Here is a 15,303-nt window from a genome sequence, read left to right on the forward strand (position 1 = left end):
CTGACGCTCAGGGTTGCGCTTGTGCGTCGATCAGCACGAATGCTACTCGCGCGATGTCGTCCGTGCGATTTGCCCACGCATGATTGGTACCTCGTTGCACCAGCACATCGCCCGCGCGCAGGACGGTTTCGCCTACTTCCATGATGGCGGTGATCTCTCCTCGAAGCACCAGCGCGTAGTCCACGGTCGATGTGATGTGCATTCCAGCGTGACGCGGATTGTCGGGTTGATGACGCGCGTCGCGAAACATGGTCTCGAAGACGACGGCATGCTGGCGGCGCAGCTCTTCCGGGTCGGACGGCGTCGGCGGGAAGTCGATCACACGCAAGACAGTGCCCCCCGCCGGAGGGAGAACGCCGTCGTGTTGGGTGATGTCGTCGGGGCTGACCTCACCGGCGATTCCGGGATGTGTACGCCAGAGATTCGCATTCTGGTAACCCGGCCGCGACTCCAGCGTGAGGATCGCGGGCGATGGACCATCCTCGGCGATGTAGGAGTGGCCGGCTTCGTTGGTGCCTGTGATGACCCGGCGCACGGGAGAGAGCTTTTGCATGATTGGATCTGTATTGAGTGAGAGGAGCGGAGGATAAGGTCAGCGCAAGACGCGCTGGTCGCTGAGGTCCTTGGCGCCATAGCTGCGGCTGAAGCTGGCGCCACGGCCTTCCAGGACGGGGAGTTCAGCCAGCGCGTTGATGATATGAAACATGGTTGGAACCTGCTCCCATGTGGAGCGGATGAAACGAACCTTGCCGTGGCCGCGTTGAAAGGTCTCGTAGGTCACATCAAAGCCGCCGGCCGGCGTTATCACTGCTTGCGATACGTCGTCGTCAGGATCCAATGCAGGCAAGTAACGCCAGTGCAGCGTACCCGTCGGAGGATTGTCGGCCGCAGCCGCGGCAGCGACCTGAGGCGGCCATGCATCGACCAGGTCGCTGAGCTCCATCTCGAGAAACGTATGACCTTCCCATGTTGCCTGGTGGCGCTGCACGCCCGCAAACGTGCGCGGCTCGGGCAGCTCCGCATAGAGCTTGGCAAATCCAAGTTCCTCGCGCCCCGTGATGATGGGCTCAGGGCGGTTCTCCCACAACACCGAGAGAAAGGGACCTGTTGCAACGTCGCGGCGTCCCTCAAACCGGCTGGCGAACTTGACGCCCAACATTCGATAGCCGCGTCCAGCCAGCCAAGGCAAGTCGGAGAGCGTCGTCGCCTCGAGCGTCACGACTGGATCGCCGTGCAGGCTGAAGCCGGGAGGCAGCAGTTGCGACAGATGAGATGCGTCTGTCAGGAAACTGACCGATGCCGTGCTGCGAGGCGCCCGGGACCAATCGAACGGACGCCCGTCGGGGCCTTGGCGCGGGCCGGGGCTGGGTCCGAAGACAGTTGGCATCCGATGGCGCGGGCGCGCGCTGACGCCTCCTGGGGACCTTCCCGAGAGGCTGTTGGTTGGATCCATTGAAATTCCATTCAGCATCAAAAGGCATGGGCTGTGATGTGCATCGGCGGATCTCTCCACCGATGCACATCACGAGCTGGATTGGCGCTCTCACGAGAGCAGGGCGATGCCGCAAGCGAGAAAGGGCTTCCTGCTCACGCCAATTCCTTCGGCGCCTTGAGCGTGCGGCCGATCCAGTGCGCCATGTAGCTGACCGTCAGCTCGCGGTTGTCGACACTGCAGTGCTCACTGCCGCCTTCTTCCACCGTGTGGATCCTCAGCTGCCTGTCGGCGCTGTTCACGGCCTCTTCGTAGGTACGGCGGGCGAATTCGACCGGAACCTGGCGGTCGTTTTCGCCGTGTACGATGAGGAATGGGCAGCGGATTCGGTCCAGGATGCCGTTCAGCGTCATCTTGTCGGCTCTTACTTGCACCTCCTCCATGCTGTCCAGGCCCATCACCCATTGGATGTGCTCGAAGAAGTGATGCACCGACTTCTGCCCGCCACCGCCGGCCAACCTTTTTCTGACGCCAATTCCGACGTCATACATCGCGCCCCATGCGACGCAGCATGCGAACCGAGGCTCGAACGCCGCAGCGCGCGGCGCGTAATAGCCGCCGAGGCTGAGGGCCATCATCCCGATGCGCGCGGGATCAATGTCGTCACGCTTGATGAGCCAATCGACGCAGGCCGACGCCGGCCGCTCGGTCTCCACGATGCTCTTCATGCCCCTGAAGCGCAGGGCTTCACCAACGCCGGGGTGATCCACGATCAGCGTCGAAATGCCGCGCTCGGCGAGTTCTTCGGCCATGCCGCCGATGTAGATGAACTCTTTGTTCACATCCAACCCGTCGAAGTGCACCATGCAGGGCTTTTTCGCCGCATCGCCCTTCCCACGCACATAGAGCGCTGGCAGCGTCGTTCCGTTCTCATAGGGAATCTCGACGCGCTCGCAATTCTCGCGCCCCAGGGTCACGAACTTGCCGAAAGCGGCGAGAAAGGCGCGGTACAGACGTTCACGATCGGGATCGTGGATCGAGGTCTGGCGCTCGGCAGCAAAATAGTAGTTCGCAGCGCGCGCGTATTTGCCGGCCGCAGCGCGGAAGTTTCCATTCTGCTCGTCGAGTTGCGCAGTCTTCTCCACCTTCTGTGCGGCAGTGCGCCAAGCGAGGCAGAACTTTTCGTTCGCAGCGTTGTCTGCATTGGCCGCGATCGCCTTAAGCGGTCGAAGAACGTCGTCAACCTCGGTGATCAGGCCACCGTTGTTCAACGTCATCAAGGTCGCGAGATTCCAAGGATAGTTGCCCTCGAAGTATTCAAACATTCCGTTCTCCCTAGCGTGTAGCAGTCTTCAGGTAACAAACATTGTACATACGTATAATCAAATTTATGTTGACAGGCAAGTGAAAAAGGAATCAACAGGCAAGAACGGTCGCGGAAAGTCGGCGCGTAGGGGAGGTCAAATGAGCGCGATGTTCTTCAATCAATCTGTTTCATTCGACGCAACAAGCGCCACGCTCGCTGAGCGGCGACGTGCAAAGGCGTTGCAGTGCATCCCGAGGAAATCGACATTGCTGTCGAGGGTTCTTTATCACCCGATGCTGGACGCGCCTTATGCGCTGCTCGGTAGATCTATCACGATGTCATAGCCAAAGGGCGGCGCTACGAAGGCGCTGACGGCGAAACGTCTCCATCACGTAACACGTCCTGCTGCGCTCCGTGACGGGCGCGGTGATCGCGGTCATGCGCCCGGCGGTCGGGCGCAACTCGGGGGAAAGAGCGTTGCGGATCTGTACCCGAGAAAAGGGGCAGAGCCGTTTTGAAGTAAGGCAACCTAGAGCAACTTGGGGGGATTAAATGACGACAGTTATAAAGAGTCTTATTCTTGGTTCGGCGGCGGTTCTTGTTGCGGTTGGCGGAGTTCATGCAGCCGATCTTCCTGTGAAGGCCAAGGCGGTCGAGTACGTGAAGGTTTGCTCCCTGTATGGCCCCGGGTTCTATTACATCCCGGGCACCGACACGTGCATCAAGCTTGGCGGCTATCTGCGCATGGATGTCCTGGCGAACACGAACGTCGACAATACCGGCAACACGTCAGGCGCCGGCGGCGCGAACAATCGCTTCACCAACGGCTACATGTGGCAGTCCCGTGAAAATTTGAACATCGATACGCGCACCGCGACTGAGTATGGCGCGGTTCGTACCTATGCAGACCTGAACTTCAGCTGGACGTCGGATACCTATGGAGCGGGCGCCACCGCAGGCTCAACCATCTACTCGCCGATCGGTACGGCCGCTGCTCCGGCCAACGCAACCAGCGGCGGCGTTGCTTACGGCGTGTTCGGCATCTACGCCGCGTTCATCCAATTCGCCGGATTCACTGCCGGTCGGGCGGTCTCGCAGTTCAGCGCTCCCTGGATCAACTATCCGGGCAACAACTTCGATGGTCTCGTCGGTGGCGGCGGCGCTGCAACTGGTGTGAATCAGTTCACCTACACAGCGCAGTTCGGCAATGGTACGTCGTTGTCCCTGTCTGCCCAGGATCAGACGGCGTACTATCAGGCTGGCGTGCAAAACCTCGGCGTGATCGGTACCGGTGCACTCGGCGCCTACGGCGCGAGGGACTACGCCGGCACGATTGCTCCGGATTTCGTTGGGATGCTGCGCGTCAATCAGGATTGGGGTCTATTCCAGGCCTCATTGGCCGCGCATGACAACCACGCAGCCTATTACGGCGGCACCGAGCTCACCGGTCATCCGGATGACAAATGGGGCTGGGCCGGTCAGTTGGCCTTGTCGATCAAGAACATCCCGACTGGGCCCGGTGACACCATCAACATCCAGGGTGTCTATACGAACGGTGCAACCCGTTACAACATCCAGGACCTTGCTGGTTCTGCTGGAGCGAACACCATCTTCGGTGGCACCAATCTGCCAGGCGCCTACCAGAGCATTGGCTTCGGCATTGCGCCCGACTCGGTATTCGTCACCGGCGGCTCACAACAGCTGATCACGACCTGGGGTATGAATGGCGCATTCATTCACAATTGGAACCCGTATTGGAACACCAGCATCTACGGTGCGTATGCCGGAATTCGCTACAACGATACGGCCAAGGCTCTGATCTGCGGCCCGACCGGTACCGGCGTGGGTGGTTCGTTCGGTGCTTCCTATGGCGCCGCTGGGCTGACCTCCTGCAACCCCGACTACAATATCGCGCAGCTTGGCACTCAGACGCAGTGGACCCCGGTCAAGAATCTGACCTTCACGGCTGACTTGACCTACACCCACCTGGATCAGAAGTACGCTGGCACGATCGCGTTCCCCGGCAGCGCCGCGATCGGCAAGCCGGCCGCGGTCTACGAGCTCAAGGACCAGAACACGCTCCTTCTGCTCCTCCGCGCCCGACGCAACTGGTAGGGCCCGATCGATACAACTCGCGACGTTCAGCCTCCAGGGAGGGCTCCGATATGCCCATCGGAGCCCTCCCAAAGGCGAGACTGAGAATACGGTTCGGCAATTGTCGCTCCGGCCCGAGCATCGCATCGTCCGCGAAAACACTGCAGACACATCTTGAACCATGAAACAGAGAGAAGCATGAAATGAGTGCAGTCGACGTGAAGGCGCTGGTGGAGCGCATCCAGGTGCTCGAAGACCGGCAAGAGATCACCCAGCTCCTGATGACGCACCCTCTCGCCATCGACGGAGGCGAGACTGAGTTCTGGCTCGAGAACTGGACGGATGAGGCCGTCGTGGACAGGCTTGTCGATCCCGAGCGTCACAGCGGCGACTACGGCGGCGTCTACGGCAAGGATGTCATGCGCCTGTCGGCAGACAGTCCGGAGCTCGAAGCGCTTCGCAAAGCCGGTGTCTGCCACTTCGTCACGCTGCCTGCGATTCGGCTCGATGGCGACACCGCGCACGCCACGAACTATTGCCAGCTGATCGGCCTGGAAGGGCAGTCGTATCGATTCCGTCGGATCCTCGTGAGCCGTTGGGAGCTTCGCCACGTTGGCGGAAAGTGGAAGATCACGAAGCGCACCATTCGGCCAATCGGCCACGAGGAAGCGCGACCGCTCGTCATCGCGTCCCTTCCGCTGCAGCGCAGTTGATTTCAAAGCAATCGATCAAGATAGAAAAGGAGACGAGCGATGCAAAGCCAATTGGCGCGGCGCGCCTTTCTGAAAGGTGCAGCGCTTGTTGCTCCGGCATTGATCCTGAGACCAGGTTGGGCCGCCACAGGCCCGATCAAATTCGCGACCGTCACTCCATTGACTGGTCCGGCGGCTCAGTACGGACAGATGGAGGTCATGGCCATGCGGTTCGCCGCGGACAAGGTGAATCATGCCGGAGGCCTGCTGGGACGCGAAGTGAAGGTCGTGCCGATGGACTTCGAGTACAAGAACGACCTTGGTGTGCGCCGGGTGCGTGAAGCGCTGCTCGATGAGAAGGCGGATGCCATCACAGCCTGGACCGGAGCGGTCGCGCTTGTGGCCGCGCAAGCCGCTGCCAAAGAAAAGAAGTTCTTCGCTTCGCCGTCGTCCGTTCCAAGTGAGATCACGGGCGAACAGTTTCAACGCACGACCTATGTTGGTGCCCTGAGCACCGCAAACTACGGCGCGGCGATGGCAAGCTTTGCCGCGAAGTCGAACTTGAAGAACATGTATCTCTTCAACCCCGACAATGCGAACGGGCATGCCCTTGCAGATGGCTTCAAGAAGCGCTTCGCCCAGGTGGCCCGGCCGGATCAGCGGATCGTCAGCGAAGAATACTTCCCCATTTTCGCAATCAGCGACTTCAGTCCGTACATCACCAAGCTCGATGCCAATGGCCCCGGCCTGGTCGTGACCATGGCCTACGGCGCAGATCTGCGCAACTTGATGCAGCAGGGGTATTCGCTGGGTTGGCGCCCAAAGGTGCTGGGTTGGGCCGTCAACGATCCCGGACTGTGCAACGCCGTTCGGGAGGCAGCGATAGGACACTACGCGGTGGCGAATGCGATGCTGACCTGTGACACGCCCTTGATGAACTCATTGATCAAGGAATGGACCACCAAATACGACAAGATCACCGATCCCCAATTGAGGTACCCCGAGGGCAGCGCCGCACGCACCGCCTATTGGTGGCTTTGGTTCATGGACGTGGTCAAACGTGCCGGTTCACTCGATGTTGATGCGGTGGCCGGAGCCTTCGAAGGGGTGACCTTCGACACGCCCTGGGGTCGGTCGACCATGCGTGCTTGCGACCACCAGATGGTCTCGCCAGCGTGGTGGGCGGAGGTCGTGAAACCCGACGCGATTCCCGAGCACCTGCGGTTCTATGGGGATATTCCCTACACAGGAAAGGGCACGGAGATCGCCAGCAACGAGATCGCGCCCGATCCGAGCGACAGCCCGAATCCGCGTTGCAGGGGACGTTGATCATGTCGAAAGAACGCGTTGCCCTCGTTACGGGGGCTGCCAGCGCGATCGGCACGGAGGTCGTTCGCGAGTTGGCAAAGACATGCCGCGTCGTGATTGGTCTCAATGGCAATGGCGCCGGCAGTCCCGACCTGAATGCCTGGTGCGTTGAGAACGGGACGCAGTACTTGCCCCGTCACGTTGATGTGACAAGCGAGGAGAGCGTGGCGCTGGCGTATCGGGCGACCGTTGAGCCGTTGGGCCGTCTTGATATCGTGGTCCATTGCGCGGAGATGACGCCATCCGCGGGTCGGTCGTATCCAACCGAGGAGATGTCGCTGGCGGATTGGAATTCAGTCCTCGACGCCAATATGACTGCAACGTTTCTGATCTGCCGCGAGGCCGTTCCTCACTTGGAGCGGAACGGGTGGGGCAGAATCATTACGATCGGGTCCCTGGCAGCCAGGGTTGCCTCTGTATCGTCGGGCTCTCACTACAGCGCATCGAAAGCCGGGGTGGCCGCATTCACGAAAGTCCTGGCGCTCGAACTCGCGCCGCTGGGTATCACGGTGAACTGCGTTGCTCCCGGTCCCGCCGAAACCAAGGTCGCAGAGGGCGTTGACTGGAGCGCTTACGCGAGAACGATCCCGCTGCGCCGTCTTGGCCGACCAACTGATATCGCAGGGGCGGTGGCGTTTTTCGCGTCGGACGCAGCGCGCTTCGTCACTGGCGTGACGCTCGACGTCAACGGCGGAAAGGTCACGCCATGAGTGTCGTCTGCGCGTTATCTGATCGGATGGTAGTCGTGACCGGCGTGGATGGGAGAGTTGGGTGGGAGATCGTCGCCCGCCGGCTCCATGGCTGGACAAAGGGCACATTATGATGAGAGAGCAGTCCGATATGAACATTCCAAACGAACGCGTGGCCCTCGTGACAGGCGCCGGCAGCGGTATTGGGGCGGCGACGGCGTGCGAACTTGCCAAGGTTTGTCGTTCCGTGATTGGCGTCGACATCGCAGGCACCGACAACGCAGAAGTGCGGGCACGGTGTGAGGCGCTCGGATCGTCATTCGTCAGTGTTGCGGCAGATATTTCCGACGAGCGAAGCGTGGCTGAAGCATTCCAGGCGGTTGACGAACTGGGTCGATTGGACATTCTGGTTAATTGCGCGGGAATTGCGCTGTCGGCCGGTCGTCCTCGCCTGGCGAAGCTGACGGTGCTGGAAGACTGGAACCGCGTCGTCGCCGTCAACCTCACAGGCACGTTTCTTGTTTGTCGCGCGGCGATCCCTCATCTCAAGCGCAACGGATGGGGGCGGATCGTCACGATCAGTTCGCAGACTGCGAGAGTTGCGACAACGAGTGCGAGCGCTCACTATGCGGCGTCGAAGGCAGGGGTGATCGCATTCACCCGCGTTCTCGCACTCGAACTCGCATCCCTGGGCATCACGGTGAACTGCGTGGCGCCCGGCTTGACGCAAACCCGCATGACAAGTGGCAGCTGGGACCTGGAGGCGTTCGGCAAGTCGGTGCCGCTAGGGCGAGTCGGGCAGGCGTTGGATATCGCGGAAGCCGTAGCCTTCATTACGTCGGACGCTGCCGAGTACGTCACAGGAACCACGCTCGATGTTAATGGCGGCTCCTTCATGGCGTAGCAGCTCAAACAGGGTAGGTGCGGCCCGCATATCCCGCGCGATGCGCGGTAGCCGGACATTTCGCGCCCGCCTGAGATGTGTTCTCTGCATCGAGCAAACGATGACGAAGCGAGAATGATCGGCCTCCTTCAACGTATTCAGGCAATGCACGGAAGCGCGGCCGTCACCCCTGGCAAAGCAGTGACAGAACAGACGACAGGACGGGAGACACTCATGCAGAACACGTTCATTGGCCAGATGCCAATCATCTTTCGCGCAAGGTCCGTCGCGTGATGAGTATCCAACTTCTCGGCATCCAGGCTCTGCATGGGGTCGTCTACGGGATGATCTTGTTCTTGATCACGGCTGGCCTTTCCGTGGTCATGGGTCTCATGCGAATCGCGAACGTGGCGCACGGCTCCTTCTATATGCTTGGCACGTACCTCACTGTAGCGGCGCTTGCTACCGGTGTTTCCTTCTGGTTGGCGCTCCTCGTGGTACCTTTGTTGCTGTTCGCATTGGGGCCTCGACGGAGAGGCTATTGCTCAGACATGCCAAGTCGCACTTCCACGACTTGTTGTTGACCTTCAGCCTCTTCTTTCTGGTGAATGAAACCGTGCTTTGGGTGTGGGGAGCGCAGCCGCTGCCTGTGCCTGGGCCGGACCTCCTGTCTGGGTCGCTGGGTCTTCCCTTTGGGCGCTATCCGATCTATCGCCTGTTCGTTCTCGCGACCTCATCTGCGCTCGCAGTCCTTTTGCTCTTCCTGTTCCTCCGCACCCTCGCAGGTGTGACGGTGCGGGCAGTCGTGGCTGATCCGGGAATGGCAGAAGCGCTGGGTATCAACACTTCCAGGGTGCGCATGATCGTCTTCGGGGCCGGAACGGCGCTCGCCGGCTTGGCCGGGTGCCTGTCCGGCCCGATTTTTCAGGCCGATCCTTCGCTGGCCAGTACCAGTTTGATGAGCATGTTCATCGTTGTGGTACTCGGGGGCTTTGGCTCGGTTACCGGCGCGCTCGTCGCTTCGTTGGCGATGGGCCAGGTGCAGACCTGGAGCATCATGTTCCTTCCCGACATGGCGGCAGCGGGTCCACTGGTGCTGTTCATCGCCGTGCTTGCGTGGCGACCGCAGGGCTTGTTGGGAGAGCGCGCATGAAGACCGCTGGTATCGTTGTCTGTTGTCTCGTGGGTGCACTCCTGCCGTTGTGGCTGTCACCGTCTCAGACACGAATATTCACGGAGATGCTCTACTTGAGCCTGTTTGCGATCTCCTTTTGCTTCCTGTTCAGCTATCTGGGTCTGTTGTCGTTTGGACACAACCTATGCTTTGGGTTGAGCGCTTATGCTGTCGCGATCTACTTCAACTGGAATCCTGACGGGTCTTTGTGGATTGCTTTTCTAATTGCGATCGGGGTCGCGGTTGCGGCAAGCACGCTTTCCGGGCTGTTGCTCATGCGCCTTAGCGGCGGCTACTTCGCATTGATGACGATGGCGATCTGCCAACTTGCTTTCTTTGTGGCCAGCAAATGGCGCGCCGTGACCAGGGGCGAGGACGGCTTGATGATGTCCACCCCGCAGATCACGATACCGGGCGTCTCGAACGGTGCCGTTTCGCAAACGGTGCTGTTGTGCTGGGTTGCACTCGCTGTGTTGGTGTTCGGGGCAGGTCTGCTTGCTTGGTACCTACGTACCCCGCTGGGGCGAGCGACTATTCTCCTCCGTGAGAATGAATCGCGGGCTGCATTCCTTGGCTACGATACGCGTGTCGTTAAGCTTGCGGCCTTCAATGTCTCCGGAATTGCCGCCGGATTGGCGGGCGCATTGTACGCCATCTATCAGGGCTTCGTATCGCCGGTTGCGCTCGGGTTCGGACTGTCGGGGGACGTAATCATGATGACGCTGATTGGCGGAAGCGGCAGCTTCCTTGGCCCGGCTATCGGTGCCGCCGTCTACACTGGTCTCGAAGATGTTCTTCCGGGGTTTACCTCGCATCCGCGATTTGTCATCGCCGTGATCTTTGTTGCGCTCGTCCTCTTCGTGCCAGCGGGAATCAGCGGAGTTCTGAGCAGAATTCAACGCTGTCGGTATCGGCAAGCGCCGATCCAGGGTGAGGTTCCGGCATGACTCATCCTGCGTTGGAAGTACGGGACATTCACCGGTCGTTTGGTGCGCTCAAGGTCCTCAATGGCATTGATCTCGCCATCAGATCGGGTGAGCGCCACGCCATTATCGGTCCGAATGGAGCGGGCAAGTCCACATTCATGAATATCCTTTCCGGCACCTTGAAGCCAACTGGCGGCACCGTGCACTTCTCGGGGAGGACGTGACCGGCCGCAGCCCAGCTGCGATTGCAAGACGTGGCATAGGCAGGGCGTTTCAGATCATCAATGTCTTTCCGGCGCTCACGGTCGAGGAGAATGTCGAAAGTGCGGTTGCATGCCAGCAGCGCGTAACCTGGCAAATCTGGCGCAGGCTCGATCGTATCGATTCGGTCAGATCGCGAACACGCGACATTCTGGAATTGCTCAAGCTTTGGTCGCGAAAGGACGTCCCTGCTGGAATGCTTGCCTACGGTGAGCAGCGCAGATTGGAGATCGCCTTGTGTCTTGGGATCTCTCCCTCCCTGCTGCTACTGGATGAGCCCTGTGCGGGATTGAACGCAGAGGATTCGAGTGCTGCGACTGAGTTGCTGCGCACCGTCTCGGAGAACAAGACGCTCATCATGGTGGAGCACGACATGGACGTGGTCTTCAACCTTGCGGATCGCGTGACGGTGCTCCACCAAGGAAAGGTGCTCATCACGGGGACGCCCGGGGAGGTTCGTTCCAGCACTGCGGTTCAGGCTGCGTACCTGGGGGACATGAGTAATGCTCGAAGTCAAGGACCTGGACGTCTTCTACGATCAATCGCAAGTTTTGCGGGGCGTTTCGCTGCGCGTGGAGCCCGGTGAGATCGTGTGTCTGATCGGCCGCAATGGGGTTGGCAAGTCGACCACGATGAAAGCGATCGTGGGTCTTGTTCAGGCAAGGGGCGGGGTGATCTCCTTCAAGGGGCAGAACGTATTGGGATTGCCCGCATACAGGGTCGCGCGCGCGGGAGTTGGCTACGTGCCGGAAGACCGGCGCGTTTTCGGGGAACTGACCGTCCTGCAGAATCTGCGCGTCGCGATGCGCCCGTCCCGCTCGACACGTCCTTGGACGCTGTCCGACATCTACGAGATATTTCCTGTGCTGGAGCAACGACGAGGGCAGCTTGCCGGCAACCTGTCGGGTGGCGAGAAACAGATGCTGACCACCGCAAGAACCCTTCTGGGCAATCCGGATCTCGTGCTGATCGACGAGCCCAACGAGGGTTTGGCGCCGATGTACGTCCAGCGCGTGAATGCGATGATCCAGGAAGTGCACAATCGCGGAACGGCCGTGTTGCTCGTGGAGCAGTCGCTGGCATCGGTGAAGGCGTTGGCCCATCGAGCATACGTGATGTCCAAGGGCGAGATCGTCTACCAGGGCGGGGCTCGGGAGCTGCTGTCTGACCCGGCAGTGCGACAACGCTACCTTGAGCTATAGCGTTGGGGATGGAAAGCAGTTTCCCGCGCCGTCCTCACATCGGGCGTGCCGTAGGCATCGACAACGCCGCGGCGGCTGCTGGCGCGACTGAGTCTGGATTCTCGGCAGAAGCGGCGAACGATGATCTTGACTATGACGATTCGTGGAATGCACAATATATCGTTGGAGTGCATGAAGAAGCACAACGTAAAGTTTATGCGCAGCCACTGACTCTGGGAATTGTATGGCCAGCACGACAAAAACCTCACGTGCAAGCGTGCCTCGAAAGCGCATGCCGCAACCCAGAGCCGACAGCGAGCAAACCAGGGAGCGCATCCTGGACAGTGCCGAGAAGCTCTTTGCGTGGCACGGATATCACGGCACGTCGATCCGCGATATTGCTACAGATGCGGACTTTCAGTTCGCGCTTGTCGGATACCATTTCGGCTCCAAACTCGACCTGATGGACAGGGTACTGGGCCGACGTTCGGAGGTTCTGAATGCGGAGCGGCTCGCATTCCTCGAGCAGGCGCGAGTGCACAGCAAGGGATTTCCAATCCCGGTACGCATCCTCATGGAGGGCTATGTTGGAGCCATCATGGCGCGGCCTTCGAGGAACGAGACCGGTTGGCGCAACTACACCCAGCTTGTCGGGAGTGCGGTCGCCAGTGCGGAGTGGACCGAACTCACCGACCGACATTTCAACGCAGTGGCGCGAGAGTATTTGGGCGAACTGCAGCGTACTCTACCTAACGTGCCCAGCGAGGCACTGTATCAGGCGTTCTCCTTTGCCGTTGGAGCGATGATAACTGCGTGCGCGAGACCGAAGCGGATCGAGACCTTGTCCCAAGGGAAGTTCAAATCGAGGGATCTCGCGACGATGTACGAGACCTTGTGTGTTTTTCTGGAAGGCGGCTTCAAGGCTGTCGCCAGTCGCGGGCCAAAACCGGATTGAGAATCTGTCGACTGCACGAGACCAGGTAGCGTGCATCAACAGCAAGAGGCGATATAGATGAAACTTACGACGTTCAAATCCGGCGCCCAGGAAAAGATCGGTCTGGTTCACGGAAACGACTTGCAGGTGTTCGATCTGGCGAAGGCTGCAGATCGAGAAGGAAAGCGCTATCCGGCCTTCGCGTCGATGTTGTCTCTGATTGATGCCGGGCCATCAACGTTGGACTATGCCAGAACGCTGTTCGACAAGAGCGGTCAGGATGAGACGCTGTCCGAAGGCGTCGCCAGCGTCGAAATCCTTGCCCCGATTCCGGAGCCCCGGCAGATGCGTGACGGAATGTCGTTCCCGCTTCATATTCTGCAGGCCCCGCGCGGGCAGCTCAAGCTGGCGGCGCGCGCCAACAATGATATGGCCGAACTCGCGCGCCTCAACGCTGAGCCGTTGGGTGAATTGCCAGAAATCTATCGTAAGCAGCCGATCTACTACATCACGAACCGGTTCAGCGTTCGCGGCACCAACACAACGGTGAAGTGGCCGCGCTACAGCCAGGTGATGGACTATGAACTCGAATTTGGGATCATCACCAAAAACAAGGGCGCCAATATTTCGGCAGCGAAGGCCAAGGATCACATCTTTGGCTATACGATCTTCAACGACTTCTCCGCCCGCGACGCGCAGCGTATCGAAATGGAAGGTCGGCTGGGGCCCGCCAAGGGCAAGAGTTTCGATGGCGGGAACGTGATGGGGCCGTGGATCGTTACGCCGGACGAAATCGGCGATCCTTACAAGCTCAAGATGGAAGCACGAGTCAATGGCGCGATGAGATCGCAAAGCATGTCCGATGGAATGCTGTTCTCGTTCGAGGAAATCATCGCTCACGTCACCAAGGACGAGACCCTGATGCCCGGCGAATTCATCGGGTCCGGGACGGTCGGGAATGGCTGCGGACTGGAAATCGGGTGGTATCTCGAGCACGGCGATGTCGTCGAACTCGAAGTCGAAAAGATCGGTGTTCTGAAAAACAGGGTTGAACGGCAAAACGCTTAGCTCTCGCAACACTAAGAAGGAAAACCGTCATGGCACGCCAGTTGATCGACATCTCCGTTCCGCTCCAGAACGATGTGCCGGCCGATCCGCCCGGTGGTCATCCGGCTATTCAGTATATCGACCACCAGCAGGGACTGCCGCGCATGCTGGAGTTCTTCGATGGACTAAAGGCTGCCGATCTGCCGGACGGGCAGGGCTGGGCTGTCGAGCAGGTCTCGCTCTCGACCCACAACGGCACGCATCTCGATGCGCCCTGGCATTTCCATCCGACCATGAATCGCGGCGAGCGATCATGGACCATCGATGAGGTGCCGCTGGAATGGTGCTTCCAGCCCGGCGTGAAGCTCGACTTCCGGCATTTGCCTGATGGTTTCGTCGCGACCGCTGGGGATGTCGAAGCAGAGCTGAAGCGGATCGGGCACACGTTGTCGCCGCTGGAGATCGTCGTTGTCAACACCAGCGCCGGCGCCAAGTATGGCCGCCAGGATTACGTTACCTCGGGCTGCGGTATGGGCTATGAGGCGACGATGTATCTGCTCGAGCGAGGCGTGCGGCTGACCGGCATCGACGGCTGGAGCTGGGACGCGCCGTTTGTCTACACCGCGAAGAAATATGCAGAGACAAGGGACGCCCGCCTGATCTGGGAAGGACACAAGGCTGGACGGCAGATCGGCTACTGTCACATCGAGAAGCTGCACAATCTAGAGCAGCTGCCGTCGACCGGGTTCATGGTGTCGTGCTTCCCGGTGAAGATCGAGCGCGCGTCGGCGGGATGGACGAGAGCGGTCGCGATCATCGAGGGCTGAAGCGCTGGCTTGGGAGAAGGTCGGATCTCATTCTGACGATTGAGCCGGTCTAGTTGACGAGCGACCAGCTCGCTCGGCCAGAAGTTGGAATTTCGGCTGCCCGTATTGCTGTCTGCCGCGATGCATGGCCTGAGAGTTCTCAATTGACCCGATCGCCATCCGATATTATACATACGTATAATGAATCGGGCGCGGTTCTTGACGTTGGATCCATTGCGGGAAGTCCGGCGATCGCAGGCGCCTGAGCCCAGTGCTGGTTCCTGCGCATATTACCAAATTATCCGAGGTTCTGCCGATGATCACGGGCTGGCTTGAACGGACTCTCAGCGTATGACGGCCGGAGCACGCCGAACGCAGTGACCCGCTGCGGCATCTGTCGCCTTCTGCAGGTCATCCCGAAGTTCATGTCGGACGTACCTGGCCATGCTTCCTGCTGCTGCGGCAGCAGGACTGCCGATGGCGCACTGGAACGACACCGGCGCTATGACG

At 59.9% G+C, this 15,303-nt stretch carries 15 protein-coding genes and 1 pseudogene; 13 read left to right on the plus strand and 3 right to left on the minus strand.

Going from position 1 to position 15,303, the window contains the following annotated elements; genetic code table 11:
- Positions 1 to 7 precede the first annotated feature (7 nt).
- The 3 genes from CWS35_RS15810 to CWS35_RS15820 form a co-directional block, all read right to left on the minus strand.
- Positions 8 to 553: a cupin domain-containing protein gene (locus CWS35_RS15810; protein WP_100952442.1), complete on the minus strand. Its 546-nt coding sequence runs from the start codon at positions 551 to 553 to the stop codon at positions 8 to 10.
- Positions 554 to 592: 39 nt separating this feature from the next.
- Positions 593 to 1,471, minus strand: coding sequence for an acetoacetate decarboxylase family protein (locus CWS35_RS15815; protein ID WP_371682850.1), 879 nt, complete (start codon positions 1,469 to 1,471; stop codon positions 593 to 595).
- 116 nt (positions 1,472 to 1,587) lie between these two features.
- The gene (locus CWS35_RS15820) at positions 1,588 to 2,757 is read right to left on the minus strand and encodes a S9 family peptidase (protein ID WP_100952444.1); all 1,170 of its coding nucleotides are present in this window, start codon (positions 2,755 to 2,757) and stop codon (positions 1,588 to 1,590) included.
- 139 nt (positions 2,758 to 2,896) lie between these two features.
- On the opposite strand from CWS35_RS15820, the gene CWS35_RS39005 reads away from it, so the two are divergent.
- From CWS35_RS39005 to CWS35_RS15880, 13 genes and pseudogenes are all read left to right on the plus strand, one after another.
- Positions 2,897 to 3,082 (plus strand): hypothetical protein, encoded by a 186-nt coding sequence (locus tag CWS35_RS39005; RefSeq protein ID WP_157817156.1) that lies wholly within the window; start codon positions 2,897 to 2,899, stop codon positions 3,080 to 3,082.
- Between the two features lie 208 nt (positions 3,083 to 3,290).
- Positions 3,291 to 4,853, plus strand: a complete 1,563-nt coding sequence (locus CWS35_RS15825; RefSeq protein WP_100952445.1) for a porin — start codon at positions 3,291 to 3,293, stop codon at positions 4,851 to 4,853.
- Between the two features lie 182 nt (positions 4,854 to 5,035).
- Positions 5,036 to 5,545: a nuclear transport factor 2 family protein gene (locus tag CWS35_RS15830; protein ID WP_100952446.1), complete on the plus strand. Its 510-nt coding sequence runs from the start codon at positions 5,036 to 5,038 to the stop codon at positions 5,543 to 5,545.
- A gap of 39 nt (positions 5,546 to 5,584) precedes the next feature.
- Positions 5,585 to 6,853, plus strand: a complete 1,269-nt coding sequence (locus CWS35_RS15835) for an ABC transporter substrate-binding protein (protein ID WP_100952447.1) — start codon at positions 5,585 to 5,587, stop codon at positions 6,851 to 6,853.
- Positions 6,854 to 6,855: 2 nt separating this feature from the next.
- Positions 6,856 to 7,602 (plus strand): SDR family NAD(P)-dependent oxidoreductase, encoded by a 747-nt coding sequence (locus tag CWS35_RS15840; protein WP_157817157.1) that lies wholly within the window; start codon positions 6,856 to 6,858, stop codon positions 7,600 to 7,602.
- Positions 7,603 to 7,732: 130 nt separating this feature from the next.
- Positions 7,733 to 8,485 carry an SDR family NAD(P)-dependent oxidoreductase gene (locus CWS35_RS15845; protein ID WP_157817158.1) on the plus strand — a complete coding sequence of 251 codons (753 nt, stop codon included), beginning with the start codon at positions 7,733 to 7,735 and terminating at the stop codon, positions 8,483 to 8,485.
- Between the two features lie 229 nt (positions 8,486 to 8,714).
- Positions 8,715 to 9,617, plus strand: coding sequence for a branched-chain amino acid ABC transporter permease (locus CWS35_RS15850; RefSeq protein ID WP_100952450.1), 903 nt, complete (start codon positions 8,715 to 8,717; stop codon positions 9,615 to 9,617).
- Positions 9,614 to 10,585, plus strand: coding sequence for a branched-chain amino acid ABC transporter permease (locus CWS35_RS15855; RefSeq protein ID WP_157817159.1), 972 nt, complete (start codon positions 9,614 to 9,616; stop codon positions 10,583 to 10,585). Before CWS35_RS15850 ends, CWS35_RS15855 begins: the two co-directional genes overlap by 4 nt.
- Positions 10,582 to 11,411 (plus strand): annotated as a pseudogene (locus CWS35_RS40395) (ABC transporter ATP-binding protein). The gene CWS35_RS15855 and the pseudogene CWS35_RS40395 overlap by 4 nt, the downstream one beginning before the upstream one ends.
- Entirely contained in the window at positions 11,329 to 12,027 is a 699-nt protein-coding gene (locus CWS35_RS15865) for an ABC transporter ATP-binding protein (protein WP_100952452.1), read from the plus strand. The pseudogene CWS35_RS40395 and the gene CWS35_RS15865 overlap by 83 nt, the downstream one beginning before the upstream one ends.
- 223 nt (positions 12,028 to 12,250) lie before the next feature.
- Entirely contained in the window at positions 12,251 to 12,961 is a 711-nt protein-coding gene (locus tag CWS35_RS15870) for a TetR/AcrR family transcriptional regulator (protein WP_100952453.1), read from the plus strand.
- A gap of 57 nt (positions 12,962 to 13,018) precedes the next feature.
- The gene (locus CWS35_RS15875) at positions 13,019 to 14,008 is read left to right on the plus strand and encodes a fumarylacetoacetate hydrolase family protein (protein ID WP_100952454.1); all 990 of its coding nucleotides are present in this window, start codon (positions 13,019 to 13,021) and stop codon (positions 14,006 to 14,008) included.
- Positions 14,009 to 14,037: 29 nt separating this feature from the next.
- Complete coding sequence (locus CWS35_RS15880; RefSeq protein ID WP_100952455.1) at positions 14,038 to 14,814, plus strand: cyclase family protein; 777 nt, start codon at positions 14,038 to 14,040, stop codon at positions 14,812 to 14,814.
- Positions 14,815 to 15,303 lie beyond the last annotated feature (489 nt).

This window comes from Bradyrhizobium sp. SK17, from assembly GCF_002831585.1.
Classification (GTDB): Bacteria; Pseudomonadota; Alphaproteobacteria; order Rhizobiales; family Xanthobacteraceae; genus Bradyrhizobium.